The sequence below is a fragment of the Marinobacter bryozoorum genome (assembly GCF_023156245.1).
GTDB lineage: Bacteria > Pseudomonadota > Gammaproteobacteria > Pseudomonadales > Oleiphilaceae > Marinobacter > Marinobacter bryozoorum.
Map to the genome: position 1 here is coordinate 80,763 of NZ_JAKZAH010000008.1, position 21,111 is coordinate 101,873.

The 21,111-nt window shown below is 59.5% G+C and carries 26 protein-coding genes; 12 read left to right on the forward strand and 14 right to left on the reverse strand.

From position 1 onward, the window contains the following. The first annotated feature begins 51 nt into the window (after window positions 1-51). From mltB to efpL, 8 genes are all read left to right on the forward strand, one after another. Window positions 52-1,077, forward strand: coding sequence for a lytic murein transglycosylase B (gene mltB, locus MLC59_RS06985; RefSeq protein WP_248232615.1), 1,026 nt, complete (start codon window positions 52-54; stop codon window positions 1,075-1,077). Beyond that, window positions 1,058-1,975 (forward strand): septal ring lytic transglycosylase RlpA family protein, encoded by a 918-nt coding sequence (locus MLC59_RS06990; RefSeq protein ID WP_248232616.1) that lies wholly within the window; start codon window positions 1,058-1,060, stop codon window positions 1,973-1,975. The genes mltB and MLC59_RS06990 overlap by 20 nt, the downstream gene beginning before the upstream one ends. 63 nt (window positions 1,976-2,038) lie before the next feature. After that, window positions 2,039-3,202 (forward strand): D-alanyl-D-alanine carboxypeptidase family protein, encoded by a 1,164-nt coding sequence (locus MLC59_RS06995; RefSeq protein ID WP_427901706.1) that lies wholly within the window; start codon window positions 2,039-2,041, stop codon window positions 3,200-3,202. Window positions 3,203-3,241: 39 nt separating this feature from the next. Then, complete coding sequence (locus MLC59_RS07000; protein WP_248232617.1) at window positions 3,242-3,511, forward strand: HP0495 family protein; 270 nt, start codon at window positions 3,242-3,244, stop codon at window positions 3,509-3,511. Continuing rightward, window positions 3,511-4,179, forward strand: a complete 669-nt coding sequence (lipB, locus tag MLC59_RS07005) for a lipoyl(octanoyl) transferase LipB (protein ID WP_248232618.1) — start codon at window positions 3,511-3,513, stop codon at window positions 4,177-4,179. Before MLC59_RS07000 ends, lipB begins: the two co-directional genes overlap by 1 nt. A gap of 108 nt (window positions 4,180-4,287) precedes the next feature. Continuing rightward, window positions 4,288-5,685, forward strand: a complete 1,398-nt coding sequence (locus MLC59_RS07010) for an ABC1 kinase family protein (RefSeq protein ID WP_248232619.1) — start codon at window positions 4,288-4,290, stop codon at window positions 5,683-5,685. Window positions 5,686-5,817: 132 nt separating this feature from the next. Continuing rightward, window positions 5,818-6,063 carry a GrxA family glutaredoxin gene (locus MLC59_RS07015; RefSeq protein WP_248232620.1) on the forward strand — a complete coding sequence of 82 codons (246 nt, stop codon included), beginning with the start codon at window positions 5,818-5,820 and terminating at the stop codon, window positions 6,061-6,063. Between the two features lie 141 nt (window positions 6,064-6,204). Continuing rightward, window positions 6,205-6,771 (forward strand): elongation factor P-like protein EfpL, encoded by a 567-nt coding sequence (gene efpL / locus MLC59_RS07020; RefSeq protein ID WP_248232621.1) that lies wholly within the window; start codon window positions 6,205-6,207, stop codon window positions 6,769-6,771. 102 nt (window positions 6,772-6,873) lie between these two features. Here the strand turns inward: efpL and MLC59_RS07025 are convergent, their stop codons facing one another. From MLC59_RS07025 to MLC59_RS07035, 3 genes are all read right to left on the reverse strand, one after another. Then, window positions 6,874-7,800, reverse strand: a complete 927-nt coding sequence (locus MLC59_RS07025; RefSeq protein ID WP_248232622.1) for an alpha/beta hydrolase family protein — start codon at window positions 7,798-7,800, stop codon at window positions 6,874-6,876. A 294-nt stretch (window positions 7,801-8,094) separates the two neighbouring features. Then, window positions 8,095-8,802: a deoxyribonuclease V gene (nfi, locus tag MLC59_RS07030; protein ID WP_248232664.1), complete on the reverse strand. Its 708-nt coding sequence runs from the start codon at window positions 8,800-8,802 to the stop codon at window positions 8,095-8,097. Between the two features lie 62 nt (window positions 8,803-8,864). Continuing rightward, entirely contained in the window at window positions 8,865-9,737 is an 873-nt protein-coding gene (locus tag MLC59_RS07035) for a helix-turn-helix domain-containing protein (protein WP_248232623.1), read from the reverse strand. A 295-nt stretch (window positions 9,738-10,032) separates the two neighbouring features. Between MLC59_RS07035 and MLC59_RS07040 the strand changes: the two genes are divergently transcribed. Then, a complete protein-coding gene (locus MLC59_RS07040) occupies window positions 10,033-10,557 on the forward strand; it encodes a PadR family transcriptional regulator (protein ID WP_248232624.1) in 525 nt (174 codons plus the stop codon). A gap of 204 nt (window positions 10,558-10,761) precedes the next feature. On the opposite strand, the gene MLC59_RS07045 is transcribed toward MLC59_RS07040, so the two are convergent. From MLC59_RS07045 to MLC59_RS07055, 3 genes are all read right to left on the reverse strand, one after another. Further along, complete coding sequence (locus MLC59_RS07045) at window positions 10,762-11,757, reverse strand: NAD(P)H-dependent flavin oxidoreductase (protein WP_248232625.1); 996 nt, start codon at window positions 11,755-11,757, stop codon at window positions 10,762-10,764. Between the two features lie 189 nt (window positions 11,758-11,946). Beyond that, window positions 11,947-12,600: a DsbA family oxidoreductase gene (locus tag MLC59_RS07050; protein WP_248232626.1), complete on the reverse strand. Its 654-nt coding sequence runs from the start codon at window positions 12,598-12,600 to the stop codon at window positions 11,947-11,949. A 3-nt stretch (window positions 12,601-12,603) separates the two neighbouring features. After that, window positions 12,604-12,762 carry a YqaE/Pmp3 family membrane protein gene (locus tag MLC59_RS07055; RefSeq protein ID WP_248232627.1) on the reverse strand — a complete coding sequence of 53 codons (159 nt, stop codon included), beginning with the start codon at window positions 12,760-12,762 and terminating at the stop codon, window positions 12,604-12,606. A 211-nt stretch (window positions 12,763-12,973) separates the two neighbouring features. On the opposite strand from MLC59_RS07055, the gene MLC59_RS07060 reads away from it, so the two are divergent. After that, a complete protein-coding gene (locus tag MLC59_RS07060; RefSeq protein ID WP_248232628.1) occupies window positions 12,974-13,321 on the forward strand; it encodes a DUF488 domain-containing protein in 348 nt (115 codons plus the stop codon). Between the two features lie 22 nt (window positions 13,322-13,343). Here MLC59_RS07060 and MLC59_RS07065 read toward each other — a convergent pair whose 3' ends face one another. The 5 genes from MLC59_RS07065 to MLC59_RS07085 all read right to left on the reverse strand — a co-directional run bounded on the left by MLC59_RS07065 (window position 13,344) and on the right by MLC59_RS07085 (window position 16,130). Beyond that, a complete protein-coding gene (locus MLC59_RS07065; RefSeq protein ID WP_248232629.1) occupies window positions 13,344-13,961 on the reverse strand; it encodes a LysE family translocator in 618 nt (205 codons plus the stop codon). A gap of 6 nt (window positions 13,962-13,967) precedes the next feature. Further along, window positions 13,968-14,384 (reverse strand): hypothetical protein, encoded by a 417-nt coding sequence (locus tag MLC59_RS07070; protein WP_248232630.1) that lies wholly within the window; start codon window positions 14,382-14,384, stop codon window positions 13,968-13,970. A 173-nt stretch (window positions 14,385-14,557) separates the two neighbouring features. Next, window positions 14,558-14,986: an organic hydroperoxide resistance protein gene (locus tag MLC59_RS07075; RefSeq protein WP_248232631.1), complete on the reverse strand. Its 429-nt coding sequence runs from the start codon at window positions 14,984-14,986 to the stop codon at window positions 14,558-14,560. Window positions 14,987-15,146: 160 nt separating this feature from the next. Beyond that, the gene (locus MLC59_RS07080; RefSeq protein ID WP_248232632.1) at window positions 15,147-15,488 is read right to left on the reverse strand and encodes an ankyrin repeat domain-containing protein; all 342 of its coding nucleotides are present in this window, start codon (window positions 15,486-15,488) and stop codon (window positions 15,147-15,149) included. A 21-nt stretch (window positions 15,489-15,509) separates the two neighbouring features. Further along, window positions 15,510-16,130, reverse strand: a complete 621-nt coding sequence (locus MLC59_RS07085; protein WP_248232633.1) for a YqaA family protein — start codon at window positions 16,128-16,130, stop codon at window positions 15,510-15,512. 115 nt (window positions 16,131-16,245) lie between these two features. Between MLC59_RS07085 and MLC59_RS07090 the strand changes: the two genes are divergently transcribed. Further along, window positions 16,246-17,028 carry a sulfite exporter TauE/SafE family protein gene (locus MLC59_RS07090; protein ID WP_248232634.1) on the forward strand — a complete coding sequence of 261 codons (783 nt, stop codon included), beginning with the start codon at window positions 16,246-16,248 and terminating at the stop codon, window positions 17,026-17,028. A gap of 16 nt (window positions 17,029-17,044) precedes the next feature. On the opposite strand, the gene MLC59_RS07095 is transcribed toward MLC59_RS07090, so the two are convergent. Both MLC59_RS07095 and MLC59_RS07100 read right to left on the reverse strand, forming a co-directional pair. Continuing rightward, window positions 17,045-18,106: a PA0069 family radical SAM protein gene (locus MLC59_RS07095; RefSeq protein ID WP_248232635.1), complete on the reverse strand. Its 1,062-nt coding sequence runs from the start codon at window positions 18,104-18,106 to the stop codon at window positions 17,045-17,047. A gap of 72 nt (window positions 18,107-18,178) precedes the next feature. After that, a complete protein-coding gene (locus MLC59_RS07100) occupies window positions 18,179-18,454 on the reverse strand; it encodes a hypothetical protein (RefSeq protein WP_248232636.1) in 276 nt (91 codons plus the stop codon). 149 nt (window positions 18,455-18,603) lie between these two features. Between MLC59_RS07100 and MLC59_RS07105 the strand changes: the two genes are divergently transcribed. Beyond that, on the forward strand, window positions 18,604-19,821 hold the full coding sequence (locus MLC59_RS07105) for a serine hydrolase domain-containing protein (RefSeq protein WP_248232637.1): 1,218 nt from the start codon (window positions 18,604-18,606) through the stop codon (window positions 19,819-19,821). Here the strand turns inward: MLC59_RS07105 and MLC59_RS07110 are convergent. Next, complete coding sequence (locus MLC59_RS07110) at window positions 19,799-21,109, reverse strand: HD-GYP domain-containing protein (protein ID WP_248232638.1); 1,311 nt, start codon at window positions 21,107-21,109, stop codon at window positions 19,799-19,801. The genes MLC59_RS07105 and MLC59_RS07110 overlap by 23 nt on opposite strands. Window positions 21,110-21,111: the final 2 nt, after the last annotated feature.

The following is a 21,111-nucleotide window of genomic DNA, read 5'->3' on the forward strand; positions in this document are numbered from 1 at the left end:
CTCTGTAACCTCGTGGTAACCTGCCGGCAAAAAGTTGGCTGTTTTATGTCCATGAAGTTCCTGAATTGGTCGTTTTTTCCCCTGCTATTCCTCCTGGCCGGACCGGTCCTTGCCGATGGCGACTATGTCACTACGTCTGAAGGCAAGGCGCTGATCCGCGAGCTGGTGGACGAACACGGCTTTGACCGGGACTGCCTCCGTGACTGGCTCGCCGGCGCGCAGCGGAATGACCAGGTACTTGACCACATCAGTTCCCCGGCTGAAAAGACGCTTACCTGGCGCGAATACAGGGAGATCTTTATCAAGCCCGAACGGATTGCCCAGGGCATCGATTTCCTGCAGGTCCATGAGGCGGCGTTCGATCGCGCTGAGGCCGAGTTCGGGGTGGCCCGGGAAGTCATCGCCGCGATTATTGGCGTGGAAACCTGGTATGGGCGCTATCGGGGATCCTATCGGGTGCTGGATGCCCTGGCGACCCTGGCCTTTGACTATCCGCCGCGAAGCCGGTTCTTCCGCAGTGAGCTCAAGCAGTTCTTCCTGATGGTGAGGGAACAGGGCTTTCAGCCAGAGCAGCTGAAGGGCTCCTATGCGGGAGCCATGGGGTATGGACAGTTTATTGCTTCCAGCTACCGTCACTACGCCGTGGATTTTGACAACGATGGCGTGGCCGACATCTTTGACAACCCGGTTGACGCCATCGGCAGTGTGGCCAATTATTTCCACCAACACCGCTGGCGACCAGGTGGTGCCGTGGCTACCCGGCTGCCGGTGGATGTGGAAATGCCGGACAGGCTGGTTAGCGGGGAACTTAAACCCCGTTTTACGGTCTCTGATTACCATGCTGCAGGCCTCGACCTGCCCGCAGGAATCGCGGAAGGTGAACCAGCCCGGGCAGTAAGGGTAGAAGGTCCGGACGGGGTCCGGTGGTGGCTTACCTACCACAACTTCTATGTGATTACCCGGTACAACCACAGTCACCTTTACGCCCTTGCCGTGAACGAAATGGCCGAGCAGTTGAGGCAGGGCATATCAAGGAACTCAATGGCAGGAAAAGAACATGACCAAGACGCTCTCTGACCTGCGCCTGGCAGCGGCCCTTGCCGTGCTGGCACTGGTGGTGGCTGGTTGCTCTTCCACGCCAACGGAAACGGATCATTCCGGGCGCTACACCATCGCCCAGGACCACGGGCCAGCGCAGGACGTGGACGTCAGTGGCACCGGCAACGCGGTACCCAGGTATGAGGCGCCGCGGTCCGCAGGCAACAAGTCGCCCTATACGGTCTGGGGCAAGCAGTACCGGGTAATGGCGGCAAACGACGCTGATGGATATGTTCAGCGGGGCATCGCCAGCTGGTATGGCAAGAAGTTCCATGGCCACAAGACGTCCAATGGCGAGATCTACGACATGTACGAGATGTCCGCCGCCCACAAGAGCCTGCCGCTTCCCAGCTATGCCCGGGTCACTAACCTCGATAACGGTCGTTCGGTGATTGTGCGGGTCAATGACCGGGGGCCCTTTCATGGTGACCGTCTGATAGACTTGTCCTGGGCGGCTGCCAAGAAGCTGGACTTCCTGGGGCAGGGGACTGCCCGGGTGGAGGTGGCTTCTATTACCGTCCTACAGGATGGCTCCATGACGCTGGCTGGCCAGTCCTGGTCGCCTGAAGGTAGTAATGCAAGTGCCGTCGTGGCGGAAGCGACCGGTGCCCAGCCAGAACCGTCACCGCTGGACGGGAACGCCCTGTTTGTGCAGTTGGGTTCATTCAGTCAGGTAGCACCGGCCCGCCGTCTGGAGCAGGCCGTTCGGAGCCGTACCGGCGAACCGGTACGGGTGCGCCAGATCACAACCGCTTCCGGTGATTTTCACCGGGTGCAGGTAGGTCCGTTCGGCGACTCTATCGATGCGGAGCGCGCCATGGAGCGGCTGGCATCTGAAGGCTTCCGCCAGGCAATGGTACTGACAGACCGACACTGAACTCATTCCTCGCCGGCCAGGTGCCGGCCAATCCACTGACCCGGAAGTAATGTGACCAAACCCATGACTCATAAAGCCATGCCTCGCCTGTTGATATCCCTTGTCCTGGTGGCTTTGTTGCCACTGGCCGCCCAGGCTCAACAGGTATTGATCCCCTCGCCGCCGCAGATCAATGGCAGTTCCTACGTGCTGATGGATCCGGCCAGCGGTAAAGTCATCATGGAAGCCAATAGTGATGAACGCCTGCCCCCCGCCAGCCTGACCAAGATGATGACGGCCTATATCGTCGAGCGGGAGCTGGATGAGGGGCGCCTCTCTATGGACGAGATGGTGCCCATCAGCGTCGAAGCCTGGAAGACGGGTGGCTCCCGGATGTTTATCCAGGAGGGGTCCCGGGTCAGCGTGGAAGACTTGCTCAAGGGGGTTGTTATTCAGTCCGGCAACGATGCCTCCGTGGCCCTTGCGGAACATGTCGCCGGCTCCGAGGGTGCCTTTGCGGATGTCATGAACCAGCAGGCACAGCTACTGGGTATGAATAATACCCGCTTCGAGACGGCCACCGGCCTGCCCCATGAGAGCCAGTACTCTACCGCCTACGACCTGGCACTGCTGGCGGCAGCGATTATCAACGATTATCCTGAGAACTACCCCCTGTACTCGGAGAAGCACTTCACCTACAACAATATTCGTCAGCCTAACCGTAATTCACTGTTATGGCGTGACCCCTCCGTGGATGGCCTGAAAACCGGACACACCGAGGAAGCCGGTTATTGCCTGGTGGCTTCGGCTGAGCGTGAGGGTAGCCGCCTGATTGCTGTGGTTATGGGCACAGACAGCAGTGAAGCCCGGGCCCGGGAAGTGCAGAAGATGCTCAACTATGGGTTCCGCTATTACGAGACCGCGAACCTGTTTGACAGCGGTGAATCCCTGCTCGAAAGCCGTGTTTGGGGTGGTGAAAAGGACCAGCTGAACCTTGGCCTTGCTTCCGACATGGTGCTCACGATACCCCGCGGTGCAAGGGATTCCCTTGAATCCGTGGTGGAGGTCGACTCGGTGATCAAGGCTCCGGTGTCTGCCGGCGACGAGCTGGGCACGGTAACCATCAGCTTTGATGGTGAGGTGCTGGCAGAGCGGCCCCTGGTCGCCATTGAACCGGTGCCTGAGGGGGGCTTGTTCAAGCGCCTGCTTGACTCCATCAAACTGTTCTTCCATAACCTGTTTAACTGAGCAGGTTCTGTGACAGGTATTAACAGGAGGGACGGTTCCATGTCTCAACCTACTGCGCCCAAAATTGAGTTCCCCTGTGACTATGTCATCAAGGTCATCGGGAATGCCGCGCCGGATTTCACCGATTTCGTGGTCTCTGTGGTAGAAGGGCATGCCCCGGGCATCCGTGACGAACACATCACGGTTACCGACAGCCGCAACGGGCGCTTCACGTCCGTCCGGCTGACCATCGTTGCCACTGGCGAGCCTCAGCTAAAGGCCCTTTTCGAGGATCTCAAGGCCAGTGGCCGGGTTCACATGGTGCTCTGATGCCCGATTGTTCGACCCCGCTGATCGTTCGTGACCTGGGGCTACAGCCCTATGAGTCTGTCTGGGAAGCCATGAAGGCGTTCACGGCGGAGCGGGATCGTACGGCGGCCGATGAACTCTGGTGCGTCCAGCATCCCCCGGTCTATACCCAGGGCCAGGCCGGAAAGGCGGAGCATATCCTGGCGCCCGGTGATATCCCGGTGGTCCAGGTAGACCGTGGTGGCCAGGTAACCTATCACGGCCCCGGCCAGCTGGTGATTTACCTGATGATCGACCTGCCCCGGGCGGGCCTTGGTGTGCGCCAACTGGTGGATATTATCGAACAGTCACTGGTTGCCGTGCTGGCCAGGCACGGGATTGCCTCAGCGCCACGACCGGATGCCCCGGGAGTGTATGTTGACGGCGCCAAGATTGCCTCCCTGGGACTCAGGGTCCGACGGGGCTGCTCCTTCCATGGACTGGCACTGAACGTGGACATGGATATGGAGCCATTCAGCCGCATCAACCCGTGCGGCTTCTCCGGATTACCCATGTGCCAGGTGAGGGATTTCAGCGCCACCGTCGCTCTCCAGGAGCTGTCTGAGCAGCTTTCAGATACCCTGGCAAGGGCGCTGGGATATGACGACAGCAATATTCATCGGCCCGCCGTTCACGAAACCGCCTCCTGAGGCTGGTATCCTTTTCCATGTACAGCCAGGGTTCTTATCCAGGCAGGATGAACCGGGTAGCTGATCATCTCTATCCACCTCGGATAACGACGACCTGTCAGGTAGGCCATGTCCAGATCCCGTAAAGGAAAAACCGTAGCCCGCATTCGCACAGGCAGCTTCGAGCGCCGGCTCAGCATGACCCGGGCCGGCCTGTTTGCGGGCACCCGTATGGCTTCCCACATGGCCACCAACTGGCTTTCCAGTGCGGACCAGCGGGAGCAACGCCATCGGGCCATGCTGTCGAAGCAGGCACAGTTCCTGGTCGACGAGCTGGGTCAGCTCAAGGGAAGTGTGGTCAAGATTGGCCAGATGATGGCTTTGTATGGTGAGCACTTTTTGCCGGAAGAAGTAACCGAGGCCTTGCATACCCTCGAGGACCAGACCTCTGCCCTGGAGTGGAAGGCGGTGGAGAAGGTCATTCGCGAAGAGCTGGGGCCAGGGCGTAAGGCAGAATTTGATGTCGATCCGGAGCCTATCGGGGCTGCATCCCTTGGCCAGGTGCACCGGGCGAGGCGCCGGTCTGACGGACTGGAACTGGTGCTGAAGATTCAGTACCCCGGTGTGGACCAGGCGGTTGACAGCGACCTGGATGCCGTTGCGCAACTACTTCGGGTGGCCCGCCTGGTGTCCTTCGGCCCTGAGTTCAACGACTGGCTCGAGGAAGTCCGGGAAATGATGCACCGGGAGGTGGACTACGCCCTGGAAGCCGCTACCACCGAACGCTTCCGGGAGCGGCTGGCGGGTGATGGCCGTTTCGTGGTACCCCGGGTGCTGCCGGAATACACCACGCCTCACATCATCGCCCAGACCTATGAAAGTGGGCATCCAGTAGGCTCCGAAGCAGTCGCCGCGCTTTCGCTGGAACGTCGAAGTGAGTTGGGTAAGGCAGCCCTGGAGTTGTTCTTTCGGGAACTGTTCGAGTGGGGAGAAATCCAGACCGATCCCAATTTTGGCAATTACCGTATTCGCCTGGCCGGGGAAGGGGATAATAACCAGGATCAGGTCGTACTGCTGGATTTTGGTGCGGTCCAGCAGTACAGCGATGATTTCCTGGACCCGGTTATCCAGATGATCCGTGCATCCTATGAGGAGGACCTGCCGGCGGTCATCGACGGCGGTGTCCGGCTGCACTTCATGAAGCGGGAGTGGCCGGACGAAGTGCTCGACAAGTTTGCCGAGGTTTGCATGTCAGTGCTTGAGCCATTGGCGCCCGCTACCCGGGGCTGGCCAGACTACGCGGTTAACGAGCAGGGCCAGTACCGCTGGAAACAGAGCGACCTGCCTTCACGGGTGGCGCGGGATGCTGCCAGGTCGGCGATCAGTCGGTATTTCCGGGTGCCGCCGAAAGAGTTCGTCTTCCTTAACCGTAAACTGATCGGTGTCTACACGTTGATTTCGGTGCTGCGGGCAGAGTTCAATGGTGAGTCATTGTTACGGGCTTTCCTGTACGGTACTGACCGGTAGGGGCCTGGCGAGTCGTGCCTGGCGGGTAATCGGGTATTGCTATCGACTTAATTCAAAGTATTAACTTTTTGCATGAATGGATTGGCGCCATGATTGCAGGCATCCATTTTCAGAATAACCCGGAGGTGAGTCTTGGATAAGGTAACGATATACGGTCGCATGAGTTGTGGATTTTGCGCCATGGCACGCCAGCTCTGTGATCAGAAGGGTTTTGAGCACGAGTTCATCGATATGCCTGCGCTGGGCCTTACCAAGGAAGACGTCGCCGCAAAGGTCGGTCATCCGGTGTACACCGTGCCGCAAATTCTGGTGGGTAGCGAGTATGTGGGTGGTTTCGACGAGTTTTCCCGTTATGTTGCCCGCCAGGCGGGTCAGTAGCTGTTTAGCCAGGCCCCGTCCGTTTATAAAGAAACGTCCCGAGCGTAATGGCGGCATGACGTGAGCGGGTGTCGGGCTGGGGCTTTAACGCCGGTCGTGGTATATAGACCACCTGAGACCACCCGGTATTGCGAGGACCACATGCCAAAAGCCAGTGAGATCAAGAAGAACCAGGCCATTGAGTACCAAGGAAGTGTCTATTTTGTAAAGGATATCGAACGTTCTGTGCCCCAGGGCCGGGCCGGGGGAAGCCTTTATCGTATGCGAATGTACGATGTGGTTACCGGAGCCAAGCTGGATGAGACCTTCAAGGATTCGGACATGCTTAACCTGGCGGACCTGGTACGCAGACCGGCCACCTTTTCCTATTCCGATGGCGACGAATTCGTGTTCATGGATGTCGAGGATTACACCCAGTACAGCCTGAATCGCGAATCCATCGCCGACGAGTTGCTGTTTATCAATGAAGAGACCCAGGGAGTGATGGTGGTCCTGCTCAACGATGCCCCGGTGGCGCTGGGGTTGCCACCAACGGTAGACCTGCCTATTGAGGAGACGGACCCGTCAGTCAAGGGAGGTTCCGCCACCGCTCGTACCAAGCCTGCCAGGCTGTCCACCGGGCTGGTAGTGCAGGTGCCCGAGCATATTTCCACCGGTGATCGTATCCGGATCAATGTGGAAGAGCGCAAGTTCCTGGGACGCGCCTGAGGGCGTCGTTGCTGACAAGGAAAAAGGGCCATGGCATCTGCCATGGCCCAAGGGGAGGTTCGGTTCAGATAGCCTTTCTTTCAGTGATCAGATAACCAGGCCTCAGTAGGGGCAGGTGCCCCGGTATTCGGAAATATCCCAGTCTCGTTCGTGGTCCGGACCACACAGGAACTGGTTGTAGCGCTGATCGTTATCCAGGTGCAGCTTCATCCAGGACACACCGAAGCGGCTCAGCACGTCGTTGTAGCTGTTGCCACCATTACCGCAGTAGTGACTGCCGTTATTGATCTCTACAAAGGCCTTGTCGGTCGACGATGGAATGGCATTGTAGAACGGGTCGGCGTGACTGCGAACTGGCGCTATCACGTCCGATTCACAGGCGATGATCAGGGTGGGTGTGTCGATACTGCGGAACCGGAAACTGGAGGTATCCCAGGGTGCCAGGGGAATAGCAGCCTTGAGGCGGCCTTCGGAGGCAACCCGCAAGGTACCGCCACCGCCCATGGACCAGCCTATGACACCCAGGCGGCTGGTGTCGATCATGCCGGAAATAGCGCTTGACCTGCTGTCATTCTCTTCAAGCAGGTAATCCAGGGCATTGTTGATCTGGGTTGCCCGGCTGGGCGGCTGATCAAAGCCGCTGTTGGTGTCGATGGTCATGACGACGAAGCCATGGGAGGCCAGTTTCGGTCCCCACCACTCGATTGAGGACTCCGCCGAGACGAACCCGGGAATGACCACGACTGCGCCCATCGTACCGCTGGTACCAGTGGGATAATGGATGGTGCCTCCACCGAAGCCACCGACAAAGCTCGATACCCTTTCGGTACGAACGCTGAACGGTCCGCGGGAAGCTTCGAGGAAGGATTCGGTGGGATCCGGACCTCGCTCGAAACCACAGTTACTGGTGCAGCTGTCGTCTCCGCCGTCGGAACCGCCGCCGCCGACAGCGAGGGCCGAAGCAGAGAACACCAGTGAGGCGGCTGCGATGAAAGACCGCAGCGGGTTATTGGCAAATTTGTGAGACATTTTGTTGTTCCTGTTGCAGTGCTTTGTTGTGGATTGTTTTGCAGAAGTGGCAGGGCTTTGCGCGGTAGGAAAGTTGCACAGTTCCCTGCACCCGGAGCTCACAGTAGTTCGGTGGCGCGGCAGAGGCTTTCACAGATTGGCACCGCAACGGAATCAGTTCACGCTTTGATAGCCGGGGTTTTCGCGAGGCGCCCGGTGGTGTGAGAAGTGGTCGGTGAGGTCGCCTGTCCAGGGGTTCGATGTACAAACTGTAATCAGTGCCCCGGTTGATAGGGGCCCGGCGGTTGCCTCGACCTAACCGGCTCCCGGCAGGTTCTTGAGCCGCTCCAGCCATCGCTGCCCCCGGGCCGAGGCAACACCGTCGGCCCAGCGGGTGGTTTCGGGTAGCCGGTAGCGGGTGAGGCAGGCCATCACGTACTCGATGGAAGTGGCCAGGCTGATGCGATGGCCCGGTGAAATATAGAGTGGCTTGACGCCCGCCCGGGTGCGCAACACTGCTCCAATAACCTCGCCCCTGTCCTCCAGTGGCACCCATGCCCCTTTCCTGTCTGGTACCGCGTCATGTTCGCCGGTGAGTCGGCTCTTGCCGACACCAATGGCTGGCAGACCTGTGAGCAGGCCGGTGTGTGAAGCGACCCCGAGCCGGCGGGGGTGGGCGATGCCCTGGCCGTCGCAGAGCAGCAGGTCCGGCCGTATAGTGAGTCTGGACAGGGCGTCGAGGATGGCTGGACACTCCCGGAACGACAGCAGCCCGGGGATATAGGGCATAGCGACCGGGAGGCGAGCGATGGCATAGTCGAGCGGTTCCAGGTCGGCCAGTCGCAATACAACAACGGCCGCACGGGCTGTGTCGCGGTTTTCAAAGCCCACATCCACACCGGCCACGGTTTTTATTTCCGGCAAGTCGTCCCGCTGGATGACCTGGCTGGCCAACTGCCTTTGCAGGTCAATGGCCTGGCGGGGGCTGAGCTGGCTCCAGCTGTCAGTAGGGTTGGTCAATATCGGTTCCTTTCCCGGCCTGTTGAGGACAACCATAGCAGCTATTGCCGGCTTCTCCACGGGGTTCAGGCGACGGGTTGCCCCTCAAGTAGCGGGTTGACCAGCTCGATGGCGGATTCATCAATGACGGAATCGAGGTACGGAGGGCTCAGGAAGGTGGATGAGGGTGTTAGACCATTGACCTGACGGTAGCAGCGGGACAGGTGTGCAGAGTTTGAAAATCCCGCCAGTAATGCCGCCTCGGTCACCGAATACCCTAGCGCCATGATAATGGTGCTGATAAACACCCGGTAGCGAACCCGGTACTGGGTGATGGGCAGCCCTGCCTGCTCCTTGAAAAGCTTCTCCAGCCGTGACTCCGACAAGTCCACCTCCCGGGCCAGCCGGGCAAGGGGTGGTGCGTTGTGCAGGGATGTGCGTATACGCCTCGCCACAGCGAGTACACGGGGGTCGAATTCACGGAAGGTAAGTCCCCGCAGGCGTTCCGGAATCAGGGCTTGGCGAATCCGTTTCACCGCAGTACCTGCAGAAATTCCCGGCTGGTTGCGGGCACGGGTCATGGCTCTGATTAGGTCGTCTTCGTCGGGGTGTCGATAACAGATACCCTCTTCAAGGGGCACCATCAGGCTGGCCAGGGCTGGATAATCCTGGGAGAAGGGCTGAAGAAAGCAAAGCCCCATGACTGCCTTGCGTGTGTCGATCCGTGTCTGGTCAAGCAGCACGCCAGGAGGCACCAGGCAGCTACGGGTAACGATGGAATTGCCCGCACCGGGCTGGATAACCATCTCGCCGTGCAGGCATACCAGCATCAGTTCCTGGGTCGTCCTGTAGACCTCCTGACGACTGAGGCAGGTGCCGAGAAAGGCGGCTTCCCGACCGAGAATCACCAGGCGAGGTGTGCGCAGACACTGACTGGTTGCATTGTTGTTGTTAGCCATGTTTTTCCTGTGCCAGCAGCGGTTTCTGTTTTCCAGGCGCCGGGCTGACCGGATCGCCCCCAGCTATTGACCGCCCTGGCAGGACTTTAGTCCAGGCCTCCGGGGCCGTCTTTCACGATTTGGCACTCGAACGTAACTGCATCACAGAGCGTTATGGCAACAAAGAGTCTGACCTCTATATCAGTGGCATTTATGGAAACTCGGGTCACCTCTGCCCTGAATGTAATAACAATATTGGCGCTCACCGTTGCTTCCTGCCATTGGCGGCGACGGGCTTTACCGATAGAATCCGGCCATGTCCATTCAACACGCCTTGCTCACTTCGCTCCTTGAAAAACCTTCCACCGGCTATCAGCTCGCTCGCCGCTTTGACCGGTCCATTGGTCACTTCTGGCAGGCAAGCCACCAGCAGATCTACCGGGAACTACGCCGAATGGCGGCTTCCGGCTGGGTTGAGGTGGAAGAGAAGGGCGATGATGGCAGTCGCAAGCGCAAGGTCTACCACGTGTTACCTGAAGGGCGTGAAGAGCTGCGCCGATGGGCGGCGGAGCCGGGCAGCTCCGGTGAAAGCAACGAGGCGTTGATGGTCAAGCTGCGGGCGGAGGCCGTGCTTGGTCCGGTGGGTGTCCGCCAGGAGCTGGAGCGCCTTATTCTCTGGCACGAAGATCGCTTGTCCACCTACCAGGCCATCGAGGCCAGGGACTTCGCGGCAGAAAGCCCGACCCGGGGGCAGCGCCTGCAGCACCAGGTGCTGCGTAAGGGGATCTCGGCAGAGGAAGATTGGCTGAGATGGGCAAGGGAAACACTGGACGTACTTTGACCCGTAGATTCAATGCCTTCCTGGCTGGGTGAATTCCCGGGGGCGCCTGAGCCTGAAGCGACTCTGAAATCCGTTTTCGTACCGGTGAGCGAGTTTGGAGTAACTTGACTGTCTGAAGCCCGCAAGCGGTTTTTCGACAGGGCCGGGGAAGGCGTATCAAAACATAAACGGGGGCCATAATGGCCCCCGCAGTCTGGCCTGGTATCAGGCGGGTTCGGTTGTGGGCTTGCGCTCGGGTACCTGGAGCCCCAGTCGTTTGCGGGCTTGCTGGTACTCGGCGATCAGGCGGCTAACGAGTGTGTCGACGTTGCCCACCGACTTGACGGCGCCAACGCCCTGGCCTGCGCCCCAGATATCACGCCATGCCTTGCTCTTGGACTCGCTGCCGGAGCCAAAATTCATCTTGGAGGGGTCTGATTCCGGCAGGGCAGCGGGATCCAGGCCGGCGTTCTCGATACTCTTCTTCAGATAGTTGCCGTGGACACCGGTAAACAGGTTCGAATAGACAATATCTTCCGCTGTGCTGTCCACGATCATCTGCTTGTAGGCCTGGTCGGCGTTGGCTTCTTCGGTGGCAATAAAGGCGGAGCCGATATAGGCCAGGTCAGCACCTGCGGCCTGGGCCGCCAGTACCGCATTGCCGTTGGCGATGGAGCCGGACAACAGTAACGGGCCGTCAAACCACTCACGGATCTCCTGGACGAGTGCGAAGGGGGACTGGGTGCCGGCGTGGCCGCCAGCGCCAGCGGCTACCGCGATCAGGCCATCGGCCCCTTTCTCGATTGCCTTGCGGGCGAAGTTGTTATTGATGACGTCGTGCAGGGTGATACCTCCCCACGAATGGACTTTCTGGTTCAGGTCTTCCCGGGCACCCAGGGAGGTAATAACGATGGGCACCTTGTACTTGGCGCAAAGATCCAGGTCGTGTTCCAGGCGGTCATTCGAGCGATGCACAATCTGGTTGACGGCAAAGGGCGCGGCTGGCTTGTCCGGGTTCCTGGCGTTGTACTCCGCCAGTTCCGTGGTAATTCGATCCAGCCACTCGTCGAGTACGTGCGCCGGGCGTGCGTTCAATGCCGGGAACGAGCCAACAATGCCGGCCTTGCACTGGGCAATGACCAGGTCCGGGTTGGAGATAATGAACAGGGGAGAGGCGACGGCCGGAAGGGACAAGCCCTTGAGGGAATCGGGTAACGACATGACAGCTCCTGAAAGACTGATGCCGCCTGCGTAGAGTTTTTGTTGACGCCTGCGGCAATGGGAAACGGTGATACAGGTGGCTGAGAGCGCCCGGCGATGTCCGAACGTCTTAATGCAACCAGTTGCACAAAATTACCAGCGGTCCGGCGTGTGTGCAACTGGTTTCATACATGTCGACGTGACGTCAGATCAGTGTTCGCTTTCTGCAACTGCAGCCTTGCGCAGGTACTGCACCAGCGTGTCAGGCTCCTGGGCGCCGGGCACCATGTAGCGGCGGTTCAGCACGAATGCCGGGACGGCACTGACACCGGCCTGTTGCCAGTAGGCCTCATCCTCGCGCACAGCCTCCCCGTAGCGGTCAGATGCCAGCACATCGTTGGCTTCCTTGGCATCCAGGCCGATGCTTTCCGCCCGGGAGCGCAGTACATCGGGGTCAGCGATGTTCTCTGCATGGCCAAAGTAGGCATCGAACAGGGCGAGCTTCATCTCCGTCTGCTTGCCATGTTCGGCTGCCCACTTCACCAGCCGGTGCCCGTCAAAGGTATTGCGGGTATAGCGTTCCTGCATGCGGTTGAAGTTCAGGCCCAGCCCGTCAGCTATGCGCATCATGTCCGCCTGGGCGGCTTCCACCTCTGCGGGGCTGCGACCGTACTTCCTTGCCAGTGCTTCGAGGATTGGCTGGCCGTCGCCGCCGGGGTCGGGGTTCAGTTCGAAGGCGTGCCAGCGCACATCGAACGTCATTTCGTCAGCCAGTGAATTCATCGCCTGTTGGAGCCGGGCGTAGCCGATGGCGCACCAGGGGCAGGCGATGTCTGACACGATATCGATGGTGAGGGGTCTCATGGGTTATTTCTTCGCGATGACCCACACCGCATGCACGATGCCCGGTATGTAGCCGAGGAGTGTCAGCAGTATGTTAATCCAGAAATGCTTGCCAATACCCACCTGCAGGAAAACGCCGAGCGGGGGTAGCAGGATGGCGACCAGAATTCGAATCAGGTCCATGAGGCAGCTCCTTGTTACGGTTTGATTGGTGTTGGCTTCCTGCCGTTCCGATAGCTATCCCTGAAGTTACCTATCTTGTAGTGAAGGTTAGCAATAAAACCCCGGTTGGTAATTAAAATTCCGAAAGCCCCTGACAGAGTCGTGCCAAGTGGTCGACTATGATGATAGCAATTGAAGAGCGTGAATCACTGAAGAGGGGAGGGCAGGCGATATGACAATCCGACTTGAGCGTGTTTATGAGGAATCCCGTCACAAGGGTTACCGGGTGCTGGTGGACCGCATCTGGCCCCGTGGCATTTCGAAGGAGTCACTGGCCGCTGACGAATGGTTGAAGGAAGTAGCGCCCTCGTCCCAGTTGCGTAAGGACTTCCATGCCGGTGATCTTTCATGGGACGAATTCAGGCGCAGCTACCTTGCTGAGCTGAAAGACCATCGGGACATCCTGCGCCCACTTGCCGAACGTGCCAGGGGTGAGGCAGTGACACTCCTGTACGGTGCGAAGGATGATGAGCACAACAACGCCGTGGTGTTGAAGCAATACCTGACCATGCTGGAATAACCAACCAGGCGGGGCGCTGTTGTCAGGCCTTGAGGATACCTGCCACCAGACGCCCCGCCAGGGCAATCAGCAGTACACCGAAAAACCGCTCCAGCCAGACCACGTTCCGTTTCAGGCTTGCCAGCAGGCGGGGGCTGGAAAAAAGCCAGGCCACGATCATGTACCAGCCGATGTCGATTACCATGGCTGTCGCCGCATAGGCCAGCTTTGCCATCAGGGGGGTATCTGGTCCCACCACCTGGCTGAACAGCGCGATGAAGAACACCGCCACCTTGGGGTTCAGGAAAGCGAGCATGAAGCCATCCCGGGCTGCGCTGGCGGTGGTGGGGACCTCCGGCAGTTCGCCTGCTTCGCCTTTCCGGGCTGTCAGGCCCTTGAAGCCGAGCCAGGCCAGGTAGGCCGCGCCGCCCCACTGCAGGGCAGCAAACAGGGCCGGGGAGGTGGTAATCACCGCAGCCAGCCCGATAATGCTCAGGAAAGCGTAGAGCCCGATTCCGATACCGTGGCTGGCGGCCACGATCATACCGTTGCCCCGGCCGCCGGCCAGGGTCTGCTTCAGGACCAGTGCCAGGGAGGGTCCGGGAGACATCGCCCCCAGGGTGCAGATTGTGACGACTGCAAGCCAGGTAGTCAGGGTCATCGCAGGTTACCTCGTGATCGTTGCCCGCCGGGCGCCCAGCAGGGTTTGGAAAACCGCAACGCCGAGCCCCCAGAAGCCGTTCAGTACCAGGCCTCCCACCCAGGTTTGTGCGGTAACATCGATGCCCTTGAGGGGGAAGACCACCAGCATGGCAACGGCTGTCGGACCGACGGCCCCCAGTAACACCATCAGGGACCAGAACGCCCCGGTAGCCAGCCGTCCGACGATTGCCCACAGAACGAGCCCCCACAAACCTCCGAAGAAGGCGAGGGAGATAACCGCCGGAACACCCAGTGGCGGTACCGGTGACAGATTGAAAGGGGCTGCCGGGACCATTCCTGCCAGCCAGAACAGGGCATAGAGCCCCTGATGGAAAACCAGTGTGGCGAGGAAACCGCTGATAAAGGCCTTGATCCAGGGCATGGGAACTCCGCGAGATGAAAAGGACAGTTTACTGGTTTGGCGTAGCCCCTGCACCGGGGGGAAACGGCTTTGACGTCGCAGTAACAATGAAAAGGGCCACGCTGGCAGGCAGTGGCCCTGAAAATCAGTCTGTCTGCAACACGCAGCTGCGGGACTTTCTGCTGCGCAGACTCCTAGTCAACGCGGGTCAGGGTGACGTCGATGTTGCCGCGGGTGGCATTGGAATAGGGGCAAACCTGGTGGGCCTGCTCGATCAGCTGGTTGGCCTGGTCCTCATCCATGCCTGGCAGGGAGATCCGCAGTTCGACCTGGATGCCGAAACCACCGTTGGTGGCGCCGATACCTACCAGGCCTTCTACGGACGCAGCCTCTGGCATGGGTAGCTTCGCCTTGCCAGCAACCACTTTCATGGCACCGATGAAACACGCCGAGTAACCGGCGGCAAACAGCTGCTCCGGGTTGGTGCCTTCGCCACCGGCACCGCCAAGTTCGCGAGGTGTCGTCAGCGCCACATCAAGGACGCCATCGGAAGAAATGGCGCGACCATCGCGGCCGCCGGTAGCTTCGGCAGATGCGGTATAGAGTACTTTTTCCAAAGACATAGAAGGTTCCTTTTGTGGTCCGGAAACGGATTGTTGTCCGGCGTCGGGTCAGACTCTGGCCGGATGAAAACACCTTACTCTCGACAAATATTTTTGTCAATTAAGTTGTGCACAATATAAATGGACGAACCGGTTCGTACGAAGCCATGACGTGCTACCGTCAATCCTGGTATTGGTCGAGCAATGCGATGATGTCGGTAGCCCCCTGCTTGCGGGCAATATCCGCCGCGGTGTCCCCCCGGGCGTCTTCCAGCTTCGGGTCGACACCGTTTTCCAATAACAGGCGGGCGGTTTCGATATGACCATGGCGTACTGCCAGCATCAGCAGGCTTTCGCCCTCACTGGTACGAACGTTCACCGGCACACCGGCGCTGAACAGGGTGGCCAGGACCCCGGCCCCACCATTACGGGCCAGTTCGAAAATTCCCTGGGCGAAGGCGACGGCATCTTCATCGGACTCACTCTGCGGTTTTTGTGGCCTGGTTGGTTTCTTGCTGCTCATTCTGTCTCCAGTGGTGACTGTTCAGGATGATCCATTAGCGAGCATGGACAGGCCCCAGGCAAGGGCGACTACCAGGGTGATTATGACCATGGTTTTAAGCTTGTGCCTTTCGAACAGTGCCTGGGCCCTGTTGCCCGCGATAAGCACCAGCAGTGCAAGGCCGAAATAGCGAATTGCCCGGGAAATCGCCGATGCCACCATAAAAAGGGCAAAGGAATATCCGGTGGCGCCAGCCGCCAGCATGGCGATCTGGAAGGGTACCGGTATCACGCCGACACTGAGCACGAACCAGAAACCACCGGATTCCATGTTCTGTCGTACCCGTTCAAACTGCTCCGGGGTGGAGACCCACTCCACCAGCTGCTGGCCGATGGCTTCAAACACGAAATAACCCACAGCATACCCTGTGGCGGCACCCAGCAGACAGCCAAGCAGGGCAATGCCCGCGAGCAGGAACAGCTGGTGGCGCCGTGCCTGCATCAGCGGGATCAGGATCGCTTCAAGGGGAATGGGTACGATGATGGATTCCAGGAAGGATGCAAGCCCCAGCCCCCAGAGCACATGGCGCGACTCGATCATTCGCTTGCCCAGCTGGTACAGGCGGTCTCTTTTCCGGTTGGGTTGGCGGGGTGGTTCGCTCATGGGCCGGCATCCTGTCTGGCTGAGTGGGGGGAGTGGAGTCGGACCCTGCCAGCACCGGCGAATCCCTGTATCATTTCCACCCGTTTTGCCGAGTATAACCCGGGAGCTGTATCGGATGTCTTCACTGGCCGCCTACCAATATGTCCTTATTGCGCTGATCTTCGTCTGGAGCGGATTTGTGCGATCCGGGCTGGGTTTTGGTGGCGCGGTGCTCTCGTTGCCCTTCCTGTTGCTGGTCCATGATCAGCCGTTGGTCTTCCTTCCCATTATCGCCATTCACCTGCTGGTGTTCTCCTCCCTTACCATCTGGCTGAATAACCGCCGTACCGGGGCGGAACGGCGGGCCGGTGAGCGCCGCGAGAGTACCGTGGACTGGCGTTACCTGTGGTACCTGCTGGCCGTGATGATGGTGCCCAAGCTGATCGGCGTGTTCGGCCTGATCACGCTGCCATCGAGGGTGCTCAGCGCCATTATCTTTGTCATCGTGGCGATTTATGCCCTGTCGTATGTGTTCAACCGGCCATTTCGCAGCAATAACCGGGCGGTGGACATCCTCTTTCTGATGGTTGGCGGTTATATCAGTGGTACCTCTCTGATCGGTGCGCCCCTGATCATCGCCGTGGCGGCCCAGCAGGTGGCGAAGGAGAAGCTCCGGGACACCTTGTTTGCGCTCTGGTTCATCCTGGTGTTCATCAAGCTGGCTGCGTTTATCTGGGCGGATGTGGACCTGCAACTGATCCATCACCTGTGGCTGTTGCCCTGCGCGGCCGTCGGCCATGTGATCGGGCTCAGGGTACACAAGAGGATGTTGCAGGCGGAAACACCGGTCTTCTTCCGGGTCCTGGGTATCGTCCTGCTTGTCGTCAGCGCAGCGGGGCTGGTGCAGGCGTTTCTCTGACAAGGCTCACCTGGTTTCAGAACAGCCCCATTTGTTCGCCGCCTGGTCGGCGGAACAGGTCAGTTCGCAGGGCCGGTTCGGGCTCCCGGTTCAGGCCGGTGGCCCGGGCCTGCCGATTGAATCGCTGGCGTATCAGGTCCGCGTAGGGGCCGGAACCGGTCATCCGCTGGCCGAATTCGCTCCGGTAGCTTTTGCCACCGCGGAGGTCGCGGATGCGGTTCATCACATGTTCCGCTCGCTGCGGAATATGCCGTTGGAGCCAGTCCTGGAAGAGTTCATCCAGCTCCAGCGGCAGCCTCAGCATGATCCAACTTGCCCGCTTTGCCCCTGCCGAGGCGGCCGCTTCCAGGACTCGCTCCAGTTCATGGTCGTTAACGAAAGGAATCACCGGCCCCATGATGATGCCGGCAGGCACGCCTGCCGCTGACAATTCCCGCAGGATTTTCAGGCGGGTCGCCGGTGCAGCGGTACGAGGCTCCATGATCCGTTTGAGGTCGTTGTCCAGGGTGGTAAGGCTGACACGAACCGAGCAAAGCCCCTGGCTGGCCAGTTCAGAGAGCAGGTCCAGGTCCCGGAGGATCAGCCCACCCTTGGTGATAATGGACACCGGGTGCCGGTATTCCAGCAGAACCTGCAGCACTTCCCTCGTGATCCGCCGTTCCCTTTCGATGGGCTGGTAAGCGTCGGTGTTGACCCCCAGGGCAATGGTGGCGGGCTGATAACCCGGCTTGTCCAGTTCCTGCCGTAGTCGCATTGCCGCGTTTGGCTTGGCGATCAGGCGGGTTTCAAAGTCCAGCCCGGGAGACATGTCCCAGTAGGCATGGGTCGGCCGGGCAAAGCAATAAATGCAGGCATGTTCGCATCCCCGGTAGGGATTGATGGACTGGTCAAACGGCACGTCCGGCGACTGGTTACGGCTGATGATCGTGCGAACGGCTTCTTCTGACACCTGGGTTGCCATGGAATCCGGAGAGAGTTCATCTTCCGGATCACGGTACCAGTCATCGTCCACTTGGCGGTCGGTGGCAATGGGCTGGAAGCGATTATGGGGGTTGAGTGCCGTGCCCCGGGTTTTCATTCAGCTCACCATTACTGGTTAAATATACAGTATCGGTGATCTTATCACGAAAGGGGCCAACCGCAACCCCGCTCAGCGTCCCTGCTGCTGTTTGAGGAACAGCACAATGGCCGGCGGCAGGTGTGCCACGCCAACTGCAGTCAGGAAGGCGGCAATACCGCCACCTTCCTCTGCGCCCATGTAGACACCCGTGACTGCCCAGCCGAACGTTACGGCGACGAACGCGATCAGGCCATGGCCGAGCCATCGCCTGGGGCTGGCAGGTACCTGGTGCGCCAGCTGCCAGTGGGCGTAGGCGGTGACGGCTATCGCGGCCACCATGATAATCAGTGTCAAAACCAGTCTCATGGGCTTCTCCCTCAGGCCGCTATCGCATAAGCTGGCCAGTCTGAATCATCTCTACCAAGAACAATGACGCCGGTATGTGCAAGTTCAAGGGACCCGGGGTAACCGGGTTCAGGATAGCGGTTACCGGCCACAATCAGCAGGATTAACCCATGTCAGAATCCAATGTCGTTGCTGGTCTGTCGCTGGACCGTCTTGAAAATATCAGTCGCCACCTGGAGGAGCGTTATATCTCTGCCGGCAGGTTTCCCGGCGCCGTGACGCTGGTGGCCCGCCGTGGTGAGGTTGCCTGGGTCAAGGCGCAGGGGCTGATGGACATCGAACGTAACAAGCCAGCACGGCGGGACACGGTGTTCCGCATCTATTCCATGACCAAGCCGGTCACCTCCATCGCCATGATGCAGCTGTACGAGCAGGGGCGCTTCCTGCTGGATGACCCGGTACACAAGTACATTCCGTCCTGGAAGCACCTGCGGGTCTACGACAGTGGCATACACCCGAACTTCATGACCCGGCCGGCGGCGACCACCATGACCATCCGGGACCTGTTCACTCACATGTCCGGTCTCACTTACGGTTTTCTGTGCCGCAGCAATGTCGACGCCGCCTATCGGGCGCTGAAGCTGGACGGTAGCCGGGAGCTGACCCTGGACAAGCTGATCGAACAGCTTGCCAACATGCCCCTGGAGTTCGACCCGGGAACGGCCTGGAACTACTCGGTTGCTACGGATGTATTGGGTTACCTGGTACAGCTGCTCTCCGGTCAGCCCCTGGACGAGTACTTCCGCCAGCATATCTTCGAGCCGCTCGGCATGGGCGACACTGGTTTCCGGGTGCGGGATGACCTGCTTGAGCGGTTCGCCGCCTGCTATCTCTATCAGCCGGGGGATACCATGTCCTTGCAGGATGACCCGGAAACCTCCCACTACCGGAAGGCCCCCAACTTCCTCTCAGGTGGCGCCGGCCTGGTGTCCACCGTGGACGATTATTTTCGATTTGCCCAGGCGTTGTGCCAGGGAGGGGAGTTGGATGGTCAGCGCATCATCGGTCGCAAGACCCTGGAGTTCATGCGCCTGAACCATCTGCCGGACAACCAGGACCTGCCGGGATTCTCCACGGGGGCGTTCAGTGAGACCCCCTATGAGGGAAGCGGGTTCGGCCTTGGCTTCTCGGTGAAAACGGACGTGGCCAAGTCCCGCACCAATGGCTCGGTAGGAGAGTATGGCTGGGGTGGCCTGGCCAGCACCAACTTCTTCGTGGACCCGGTAGAGGAGCTGGTAATGGTCTTTATGACCCAGCTGATTCCCTCTTCGTCCTACCCGGTGCGGGAGGAATTGAGGGCGATGATCAACGGGGCCCTGGTTTCGTAGCGGGCTGTGGCTGAGGTTGTGCCGGATCGCTCTGGTGGCGGATGTGCTCGGCCAGGCTGAAACCATTGGCGCCATCCGGGAGGGTCTTGCGAATAGTATAGATAACGCCTTCGTCGGCCTCGGGGCTTTCACTCAGGTTGAGTACCCGGGGCAGGCAGGGGTGGCCGTCCCGGTCCAGCACCACTTCCACCAGCGGGTGTAGCTTCTTGCGAGGACTGGTGGCCAATACCACTGCTACTTCCCCGGTGTTCAGTTCCACCAGCGAGCCGGGAGGATAGATGCCGATCATTCGGATAAATGCCTCAACCAGCACATCGTCGAATTGCTCGCCCCGATTCTTGTAGAGGATAGACAGGGCGTCAGACGTCGGCATTCCTTTGCGATACACCCGGTCGGAAGTCATCGCATCGTAGGCATCGATGATACTGACTATTCTCGTGAACTGGGTGATCGCTGAGCCATCCAGGCCGTGGGGATAACCTTTACCGTCCAGACGCTCGTGGTGGGAAAGGGTTGAAGTAAGCACGTCGGGTTCGAGCTGATGGTCCGAGCTCAGTAGACTGTGCCCGAGCTCGGGGTGACCGCGCATCACCTTCCATTCGTCGACGGTCAGGGCCCCGGGCTTGTTCAGTACTTCCGAAGGGACCCGCATTTTGCCGACATCGTGCAACATGCCGCACAACCCGATCGTTTCCAGCTGCTCATCGCTGAATCCGATGAAGCGCCCGAAGGTAATGGCGAGAATGCCTACTCGTACACAGTGTTCAGCTGTGTAGGCATCGCGATGCCGAATACGGGTCAGCCAGAACATTGCGTTCGGGTTGTTGTCGATGCTCTGCACGCATTTGCGTATAACGGTCCGCGCTTCCTCCAGAGGAAGCTGTTCGCCCCTGGCAACCTTCGCCAGCAAGTCATCAATGTAGGTTTGGGCATTGCGGTAGGTGCTTGACGCGTGGGGCAGCTCCTCAGCCAGAGGGCGCTTCGCCTCGAAGTCTGAACCCGCTGCTGTGGCCTTAAGGTGTGCCAGGGCTTCCTGGGCAATCTGCTCTGTCCACGCGGTTCGCTCGACAGTGATCCACTGACAGTGGGTGCGGAGGATTTCCACCTGCTCAGGCTTATCGATCACGAATTTCTGGAAAAGAACCGGGACCTGCTCCCACGGGCGGTCCAGGCCCACCACGTGCATGCCGATACGGGCCCGTGAGGCAGGAATATCCACCTGTCGCTGGATGGCAACTACTTTGGACAGGCGCTTCCGATTCGGCGACTTGCGAAAAAACAGCGGCATGC

What these genes read in the sequence shown, in the direction of transcription:
- mltB (WP_248232615.1), top strand. Translation starts at nt 52, where the DNA reads ATGAAGTTCCTGAATTGGTCGTTTTTTCCCCTGCTATTCCTCCTGGCC.
- MLC59_RS06990 (WP_248232616.1), top strand. Translation starts at nt 1,058, where the DNA reads ATGACCAAGACGCTCTCTGACCTGCGCCTGGCAGCGGCCCTTGCCGTG.
- MLC59_RS06995 (WP_427901706.1), top strand. Translation starts at nt 2,039, where the DNA reads ATGACTCATAAAGCCATGCCTCGCCTGTTGATATCCCTTGTCCTGGTG.
- MLC59_RS07000 (WP_248232617.1), top strand. Translation starts at nt 3,242, where the DNA reads ATGTCTCAACCTACTGCGCCCAAAATTGAGTTCCCCTGTGACTATGTC.
- lipB (WP_248232618.1), top strand. Translation starts at nt 3,511, where the DNA reads ATGCCCGATTGTTCGACCCCGCTGATCGTTCGTGACCTGGGGCTACAG.
- MLC59_RS07010 (WP_248232619.1), top strand. Translation starts at nt 4,288, where the DNA reads ATGTCCAGATCCCGTAAAGGAAAAACCGTAGCCCGCATTCGCACAGGC.
- efpL (WP_248232621.1), top strand. Translation starts at nt 6,205, where the DNA reads ATGCCAAAAGCCAGTGAGATCAAGAAGAACCAGGCCATTGAGTACCAA.
- MLC59_RS07025 (WP_248232622.1), bottom strand. Translation starts at nt 7,800, where the DNA reads ATGTCTCACAAATTTGCCAATAACCCGCTGCGGTCTTTCATCGCAGCC.
- MLC59_RS07035 (WP_248232623.1), bottom strand. Translation starts at nt 9,737, where the DNA reads ATGGCTAACAACAACAATGCAACCAGTCAGTGTCTGCGCACACCTCGC.
- MLC59_RS07040 (WP_248232624.1), top strand. Translation starts at nt 10,033, where the DNA reads ATGTCCATTCAACACGCCTTGCTCACTTCGCTCCTTGAAAAACCTTCC.
- MLC59_RS07045 (WP_248232625.1), bottom strand. Translation starts at nt 11,757, where the DNA reads ATGTCGTTACCCGATTCCCTCAAGGGCTTGTCCCTTCCGGCCGTCGCC.
- MLC59_RS07050 (WP_248232626.1), bottom strand. Translation starts at nt 12,600, where the DNA reads ATGAGACCCCTCACCATCGATATCGTGTCAGACATCGCCTGCCCCTGG.
- MLC59_RS07055 (WP_248232627.1), bottom strand. Translation starts at nt 12,762, where the DNA reads ATGGACCTGATTCGAATTCTGGTCGCCATCCTGCTACCCCCGCTCGGC.
- MLC59_RS07060 (WP_248232628.1), top strand. Translation starts at nt 12,974, where the DNA reads ATGACAATCCGACTTGAGCGTGTTTATGAGGAATCCCGTCACAAGGGT.
- MLC59_RS07065 (WP_248232629.1), bottom strand. Translation starts at nt 13,961, where the DNA reads ATGACCCTGACTACCTGGCTTGCAGTCGTCACAATCTGCACCCTGGGG.
- MLC59_RS07070 (WP_248232630.1), bottom strand. Translation starts at nt 14,384, where the DNA reads ATGCCCTGGATCAAGGCCTTTATCAGCGGTTTCCTCGCCACACTGGTT.
- MLC59_RS07075 (WP_248232631.1), bottom strand. Translation starts at nt 14,986, where the DNA reads ATGTCTTTGGAAAAAGTACTCTATACCGCATCTGCCGAAGCTACCGGC.
- MLC59_RS07080 (WP_248232632.1), bottom strand. Translation starts at nt 15,488, where the DNA reads ATGAGCAGCAAGAAACCAACCAGGCCACAAAAACCGCAGAGTGAGTCC.
- MLC59_RS07085 (WP_248232633.1), bottom strand. Translation starts at nt 16,130, where the DNA reads ATGAGCGAACCACCCCGCCAACCCAACCGGAAAAGAGACCGCCTGTAC.
- MLC59_RS07090 (WP_248232634.1), top strand. Translation starts at nt 16,246, where the DNA reads ATGTCTTCACTGGCCGCCTACCAATATGTCCTTATTGCGCTGATCTTC.
- MLC59_RS07095 (WP_248232635.1), bottom strand. Translation starts at nt 18,106, where the DNA reads ATGAAAACCCGGGGCACGGCACTCAACCCCCATAATCGCTTCCAGCCC.
- MLC59_RS07100 (WP_248232636.1), bottom strand. Translation starts at nt 18,454, where the DNA reads ATGAGACTGGTTTTGACACTGATTATCATGGTGGCCGCGATAGCCGTC.
- MLC59_RS07105 (WP_248232637.1), top strand. Translation starts at nt 18,604, where the DNA reads ATGTCAGAATCCAATGTCGTTGCTGGTCTGTCGCTGGACCGTCTTGAA.
- MLC59_RS07110 (WP_248232638.1), bottom strand. Translation starts at nt 21,109, where the DNA reads ATGCCGCTGTTTTTTCGCAAGTCGCCGAATCGGAAGCGCCTGTCCAAA.